Genomic DNA, 7523 nt, shown 5'->3' with positions numbered 1-7523 from the left:
AGCAGCTGGCTATGAATGATAACAAATTCGATCCTAATGACCCGGATTGGTTTAAGAGATTTTGGAGGATTCAATTTACTGATCAAGGAGCACCGGGCTCTGCAGCAGGATGGCGATATAATATATATTGGGATAACGGAGCTTTCCCGGGTTCAAACGGACAACCAAATAGCCTAAATTCTATGGCAGCTGATCCGCAAAATCCCAACAAACTGCTTACTTCGGGCTTTGCTAGGCAACCTGCCAATACTGATGGTGCAAGGATGAATCAAAAGCTAAATTTAGGAGCAACATATAATATAAGAAATATACAATTTACTAATTGCGGTAATGGAAACAATCACACCATCTCCTTTGATTCTTACGGTCGCCCAATGGGGCAGTTAGCGAACTCTAATGTGCCATATGATAGGCTTTTTGTGGGCCAGTGCGTTATTACACTTACTAATGATGCAAGAGAGACCGCTAGTATTACTATCGAGCCGGAGACCGGATACGTAAGATACACGCTAAATTCTAATACCGGCACAGCCGCACAATAGGACTAATAAAATTTTTAGTCAAATTTAAGTAAGCGCAAGGAGAATAATGAAAAAATACATAATGACGCCGATTTATTACGTAAACGACGTCCCGCACATCGGTCACGCATACACGACGATCATCGCCGATACGATGGCTAGATTTTACCGCCTGCAAGGATACGAGGTGTTTTTTAAAACGGGCACCGACGAGCACGGCCAAAAGATCGAGGAGGCCGCAGCTAAGCACGGTCAGAGCCCAAAGCAGTATGCAGACGGCGTGAGCGCTAAATTTAAAGACCTGTGGGACGAGTTTGACATCAGCTATGATATGTTTTCGCGCACTACCGATGCCGCGCACGAGGCGGCGGTGCAAAACGTATTTCGCAAGATGTATGAAAAGGGCGACATTTATAAGGGCGAATACGAGGGCAACTACTGCGTAAGCTGCGAGAGTTTTTTCCCTTCCGCTCAGCTAATCGACGGCGAGTATTGCCCCGACTGCGGCAAAAAGACTAAAATTTTAAAAGAGGAGAGCTATTTTTTCAGGCTTAGCGCCTACGCAGAGCGGCTTTTAAAATGGTACGAGGATGAAAAGTGCATCCTTCCCCTAGGCAAAAAAAACGAGGTCATAAGCTTCGTAAAAAGCGGCCTGAAGGATCTTTCGATCACGAGAACGGGTTTTGATTGGGGCGTTAAAATTCCGCCCGAGCTAAATGATCCGAAGCACGTGATTTACGTCTGGCTGGACGCGCTGATGGATTATCTTAGTTCGCTTGGATTTTGCGCGGGCGGCGAGCGGATGGAGTATTGGAGCGACGCGCTGCACATCGTGGGCAAGGACATTTTACGCTTTCACGCCGTTTATTGGCCTGCGTTTTTGATGAGCCTGGGGCTAAATATGCCACGCAGCATCGCAGCTCACGGCTGGTGGACGCGCGACGGCAAAAAGATGAGCAAGAGCCTTGGCAACGTTGTGAATCCGCGCGAGGTCGCAAACGCCTACGGGCTGGAGCAGTTTAGGTATTTCTTACTGCGCGAGGTACCGTTCGGCCAAGACGGCGATTTTTCGCAAAAAGCGATCATCAACCGCGTAAATTCCGAGCTTGCCAACGAGCTTGGAAATCTACTTAGCCGCATCGTTGGCATGAGCGCAAAATACTCGGACTACGTCATAAATTCTAAAGACGTGATGAAATTTTTCACCGCCGAGATCGAGGAAGCGAACTCCTATCTGAGCGCCGCACTTAACGCGCTTGAGGAGGTCGCTACCAATAGATACTTGGAGGAGCTTTGGAGGGCGCTTGCTCTTGCGAACGCTTCGATTGCAAAATACGAGCCGTGGAATTTGATGAAAAACGGCGAGCAGGCTAAGGCGTTGGCTCTCGTCGCATTGGTTGCAAATATTTTGGCTAAAGTCGCCGTGCTGCTAAGTCCCGCGATGCCGAAGACGGCGGCACGTATCGCAGACACGCTCGGCTTTGAAATATCCACTCCGCTTTATGAAAAGCTCATACTTCGCGGCGAAATTTTAGATTTTAAGGCCAAGCCGTGCGAGCCGCTTTTTACCAAGATCGATCACGAGCTAATGCCGAAGGCGGACTACGACAGGTTGGATGGCACTGCAAATTCTGCAAGCGGTTCGGGCACAGACGCTGCGGCAAAAAGCGCGCTAAACTTAAACGCAAACGCTTCCGGCTCGGGCGCTACGGTGCAAGAAGCCCAAGGCGCAGCATCTGAAGTGCAGATTAAAATCGATGATTTTAAAAAGTGTGTTATCAAAGTCGGCACGATTTTGGAGTGCGAAAACATTGAGGGTAGCGAGAAGTTGTTGCGATTTATGATCGATTTGGGCGAGGAGAGACCGCGTCAAATCATCAGCGGTATCGCGAAATTTTACGATCCCGCCGCGCTTATCGGCAAGCAGATCTGCGTGCTGGCAAATTTAAAACCCGCTAAAATTTTTAAACATAGCAGCGAGGGCATGATTTTAAGTGCCGAGGACGGCAGTCTCACGCTGCTTAGTACTCTCGCGCCCGTAAAAAACGGCGCAATCGTAGGTTAGCGATGAAGGCTTTAGCGCGCAAGGCTTCGAAGCTCGCTATCTGCGGTGCGGCTGGACTCTGCGCGCAAAAAAGCGCCGCTTCGGATAAAATTTTAAACCTTTGCCGCAACTCCTCACTTGCCGCAAAGATCGGCGCGGGCGGGCTTGTATGCGCCACGCCTTTGGCGCTTAAGCTCGGTGCGGGGGTTGCTTTAAAATTTGCGGCGCGTAAAATTTTAACATTCGGCATTTGCGAGCTGTCGAAGTCTGCCGCTTTAAAATGTGCAAAACTCGGCGCGCGCGCGGTCGTGCGCTCATTTTCGCGCACCGGTAAATTTACGGATGAGCGCTCGAAAAAGCGCGCAAGCGCGGATAACGAAAATTTTAATGCAGGCATCACGCCGCACAGAAAGCGCGCAGCAAGTATTTCTAGCGCGAATGTTAAAAAAGACGCCTCACTTTCCAAAAGTGCCACTATTAAAAAAAACACAGCGACAAAAAGCGCGCCCGCAAAAAAATCTCCGCTCGCTAAAAAAATAGCGCCTACGGTAAAAGCCGCATCGACCGCCAAAAGTGTCGCAGCAGGCGCGGCTTCGGCATCTGTCGCAAAATCAACCTCCGTAGCTAAATCTGCATCTACCAAAAGCGCCGCGCAAAATAAAATTTCCGCGCCAAGCGCAAAAGCGATACCGGCTAAAAGCGTATCTCAGAACGTAAAATCTCGCCGTATCGCAAAAAATACTGCTACGCCTACTGTAATCGCCGCAAAAGACGTCGTCGCGTCCGGCGCAAGTTCCGCATCTGCTGCGAAACAGCCGCGCCGCGCCGCAAAGAGCGCGTCCGCCAAAAGCTCCGCCGCAGGGAAGTCGTAATGGTAAATTTATTAAATTTAACCCGTATCGTAAACGGAACGATGCTAAATAATCCCGCAATCTCCGCGGTCGAAAGCTTTGCGATTGAGCCCGCAAAGGTCGCGAAAAAGGGCGCTTTCATCGCACTCGGCGCAAACGAGCGCGACGTGCACACCGCGATCGATAACGGCGCGTACGCGATCATTTTCGATAACAATTTCAAGCCGCTTAACGACGAGATCGCCTTTATCAAGGTCGAAAATTTATGCTCGGCGCTCGTGCGACTGATAAAATTTCTGGGCGAGACGTGGCGGCACGGCTTCGTGCTGATAAACGAGGTGCAAAGCGAGATCCTGCGCTACACGAGCGTGCCGAAAAATTTGATGTTTGCGCCGCGCAGCAAGGGCGAGCTTTTCATTAGCCTAATGAATGCCAAAGAGAAAAATACCTACTTCACCACCGACGCCGAGCTTTTGCAAAGCCTCGGTATCTCGCCCGTCCGGGTTCCTGCGAGCGACGATTTTAGGCTGCTTTACGGCGGCTCGATATTTTACAGCAGCTTCGTTTTCGGTGGGCTTTATTATTCAAATTTAGTCTTTCCGCAGCTGTTTTTGCCCGAGCTATGCGGCGTGATCGAGTATCTCTCGCGCAAAAACATACCCTTTAAATTTCAAAGCTTAAGCGCATTCGGCCATTTCGAGCCGATTTTTGTGGATCGATTTTTTAATGTTAGCTCGCTCGGCGGCAGCTATCGCGCCTTTATCGCCGAGAGCGATCCTGAGCTTTTTGCGCGCGAGGCGGAGTTTTTGCGGGCGAAATTCCGCGAAAAAATTATCGTCTGCGCTAGCTGGGAGGACCGATTGGACGGCGTTAAGATCGACTTTCGCTTCAATAAGCTAAGCGCGCTAAAGAGCCTGCCCGAGTTTCATTATGCGCTGGTTTTTGCGGAGAAGAGCGCGATCTTGCAGCTTCTAAATCAAAAACCGCAAGAAAAAAATCTATTTTTTTAAAGGCAGCGGATGCAGAGCTTTGATGAAATTTTAAACGGAAATTTTTGGCTAAAGAGGCTTTACGAAAACGGGCTATTGCGCGAGGTAAAGGAGCAGATCGGCACGGAGCTTGAGATCGCGCACGCAAGCTACATCGAGGTCAAGAAAGAGCGCTCGCAGGCGCTGCTTTTTACGAACGTGCGAAACGCGCAGGGCAAACGGATGCCGCCGGTGCTAACCAATATTTTCGGCTCATCTTCTGCGTTAAATTTAATCCTCGGCCGCGAACCTGACGAGATCGCCGCTGAGATTGAGAGCCTGCTAAAGCCGAAGCGTCCGCAAAGCTTTAGCGAAAAGCTTGATTTCTTGGCGCACTTAATCTCGCTGCGTAAAATTTTTGTAAAACGCCTTAGCGGTCGCGGCGAGTGCCAACAGGTCGCGCATCTGGGCGCTGACGTCGATTTGGGCGAGCTTCCCGTTCTTAAGACCTGGGAGGGTGACGGCGGCGCCTTTATCACGATGGGGCAGGTTTATACGAAGGATCTGAACTCGCAAACGCAAAATCTCGGCATGTATCGCCTGCAAATTTACGGGCGCGACCGCCTGGGAATGCACTGGCAGATACATAAAGACGGCGCGGGCTTTTTCGACGAATACCGTAAAGCAGGGCGCAAGATGCCCGTATCCGTGGCGATCGGCGGCGATCCGCTCTATATCTGGTGCGGTCAGGCGCCGCTGCCGAAGGGGATTTTTGAACTGCTGCTTTACGGCTTCATCCGCCGCAGTCCCGCTCGCCTCGTAAAATCGCTTACGAATGAAATTTACGTTCCGGAGGGCGCGGACTACGTGATCGAGGGCTTTGTCGATCCCGCAGTAAGCGAGCCGGAGGGGCCTTTCGGCGATCATACCGGATATTACACGCCGGTAGAGCCATTCCCGGTGATGGAGGTTAGCGCGATCACGCACAAGCGCGCGCCCGTATTTCACGCCACCGTCGTAGGCAAGCCGCCGCTTGAGGATAAATTTATGGGATACGCGACCGAGCGGATCTTCTTGCCGCTGTTTCGCACGAGCGCGCCCGATCTGATCGATTATAAAATGCCCGAAAACGGCGTATTTCACAATCTGATTTTGGCTAAGATCGCCGTGCGCTACCCCGCTGCTGCCAAACAGATCATGCACGCGTTTTGGGGCGTGGGGCAGATGAGCTTCGTAAAACACGCCGTTTTCGTACCGCAGGACGCGCCGAGCTTAGATGAGTACGAGGCGCTTACGAAGTACGTCCTAAACCGCATAGGCGCGCTCAGCCTCGTTTTTAGCGAGGGTGTGTGCGATCAGCTCGATCACGCAAGCCCGAACTCCTGCTTCGGCGGCAAGCTCGGCATCGATGCGACGGTTGATTTAAGCTCGCAGGCGCCGCAAATTTTAAGCGACGAGGAGCTGCTAGCTAAATTTCAAAGCGAGGAGCCCGCTATTTTGGCGCTTAAGCAACACTTTTGCGATACGAAAAACCCGCTCGTGCTGATAAACATAGACAAAAAAGAGCTCGTAGAGCGGAGCTGGCGGCGGCTTTTGAAATTTAGCGAGAATTTTAAAATTTTGATTTTTACCGATGCGAGGAATGACGCGAACAACCTCTATATGAGCGTTTGGCGCATCGTAAATAGCATCGATGCGCTGCGCGACGTGTTTGTGGCGCAGGACGATCGCATCTGCATCGACGCTACGAGCAAGCACGAATGGGAGGGCTATACGCGCCGGTGGCCGCAGGAGACGCTCTGCAGCCGCGAAGTCGTAGCAAGCCTCATAGAGCGGGGCATCGTGCAGGATGAGCCCGAGCTATTTAAGAAATTTGAGATTTTTTTAGGACGCGAGGCGAAACTTCGCGCGGATTTGAAATTTTAAAATTTTGCACTCTGATTTTAAGGGCTGCACGTTAAATTTAGATAGAATTTCATATAAATTTATAGCTCGAAGCGGTAAAATTTCATAAAATTTACCGCCGCGCGAGGGCTAAAATTTTAAGGCGTAAAATTTGCTGCAGCGAAAATTTAAAATTTCAAAAATTTTTAAAAGCGGCGCAAAAGCCTGGTATAGCGCAAGCAAGCACAAAATGAAAGGACATAAATGATAGAGTGGATACAAAATTTTTTTAGCGGAACGATTCCGAAGCTGCTGTTAAACGCTACGCTGGAGACGCTGTATATGACCTTCGTAAGCACGGCTTTGGCGTTTATTTTGGGGCTCGTGCTTGCGATCGTGCTTATCCTTACGCGTCGCGGCGGGCTCTGCGAAAACCGCATCGTCTACGCCGTGCTGGACGTCGTGATAAACACGCTGCGAAGCTTTCCATTTATAATTTTGCTGATCGTGCTCTTTCCGCTTACAAAGCTTCTTGTGGGCACGAGCATCGGCACCACCGCGGCGATCGTGCCGCTTACTATCGGCTCGGCGCCCTTTATCGCGCGGCTCATCGAAAGCGCGCTGCTGGAGGTTGATAGCGGCGTGATCGAGGCGGCGAAGAGCTTCGGCGCGAGCAAGACGCAGATAATCTTTCGAGTAATGTTCGTCGAGGCGCTGCCTAGCATCATCGGCGCGATTACGCTCACGCTCATCGTCATCATCGGATTTACGGCGATGGCGGGCACGGTCGGCGGCGGCGGGCTCGGCGACGTGGCGATCCGCTACGGCTTTCAGCGCTTCCGCCCCGATATAATGGCATACACAGTCGTGATCCTGATCGTGCTCGTGCAGATCATCCAAAGCATCGGAAATTTACTCTATAAAATCACGAAAAAGTAGGGGTTTAGACGGGGCCTCTTGCTATCGCGAAAAGTAAATGTACGAGCAATGACGCATACCGCAAGCGGTATTTGACTGCGCCCAAGCTTTGTCTTTTTGTGTTCGTATCCGGCTATTTGTACTCTTGCTTGCACTCAAATTCTACGCTTAGCTTCGGGCATTCATTCTCCGTGTTCGTAGTAGCAGGTTAAAATTTTGATTTATGAACAGGCTTTTTAAAATTTAGCTACAATCGTTCAGCGAAAATTTAAAGGATCGCAGGCGGATAAAATATATAAAAGCGAGCATGTATCGTTGCTTTTGCTTGACGGTTTAA

6 protein-coding genes are annotated in these 7523 nt (G+C 50.6%); all 6 read left to right on the top strand.

The genetic code is table 11. The features are described from left to right. The coding region (locus Q0140_RS11295; RefSeq protein ID WP_297964649.1) for a type II secretion system protein at nucleotides 1–542 on the top strand (542 nt) is incomplete at its 5' end. 46 nt (nucleotides 543–588) lie between these two features. Then, a complete protein-coding gene (gene metG, locus Q0140_RS11290) occupies nucleotides 589–2586 on the top strand; it encodes a methionine--tRNA ligase (protein ID WP_297964647.1) in 1998 nt (665 codons plus the stop codon). A gap of 2 nt (nucleotides 2587–2588) precedes the next feature. Then, entirely contained in the window at nucleotides 2589–3437 is an 849-nt protein-coding gene (locus Q0140_RS11285) for a hypothetical protein (RefSeq protein WP_297964645.1), read from the top strand. After that, nucleotides 3437–4426: a hypothetical protein gene (locus Q0140_RS11280; protein WP_297964643.1), complete on the top strand. Its 990-nt coding sequence runs from the start codon at nucleotides 3437–3439 to the stop codon at nucleotides 4424–4426. The genes Q0140_RS11285 and Q0140_RS11280 overlap by 1 nt, the downstream gene beginning before the upstream one ends. 9 nt (nucleotides 4427–4435) lie before the next feature. Continuing rightward, the gene (locus Q0140_RS11275) at nucleotides 4436–6310 is read left to right on the top strand and encodes a menaquinone biosynthesis decarboxylase (protein ID WP_297964641.1); all 1875 of its coding nucleotides are present in this window, start codon (nucleotides 4436–4438) and stop codon (nucleotides 6308–6310) included. Between the two features lie 222 nt (nucleotides 6311–6532). Continuing rightward, complete coding sequence (locus Q0140_RS11270) at nucleotides 6533–7207, top strand: methionine ABC transporter permease (RefSeq protein ID WP_297964639.1); 675 nt, start codon at nucleotides 6533–6535, stop codon at nucleotides 7205–7207. The last annotated feature ends 316 nt before the right edge of the window (nucleotides 7208–7523 follow it).

This window comes from uncultured Campylobacter sp. (assembly GCF_938045405.1).
Taxonomy (GTDB): Bacteria; Campylobacterota; Campylobacteria; order Campylobacterales; family Campylobacteraceae; genus Campylobacter_B.
Note: the sequence above shows the minus strand (reverse complement) of the source record. Positions and strands in the feature narration are given on the sequence as shown.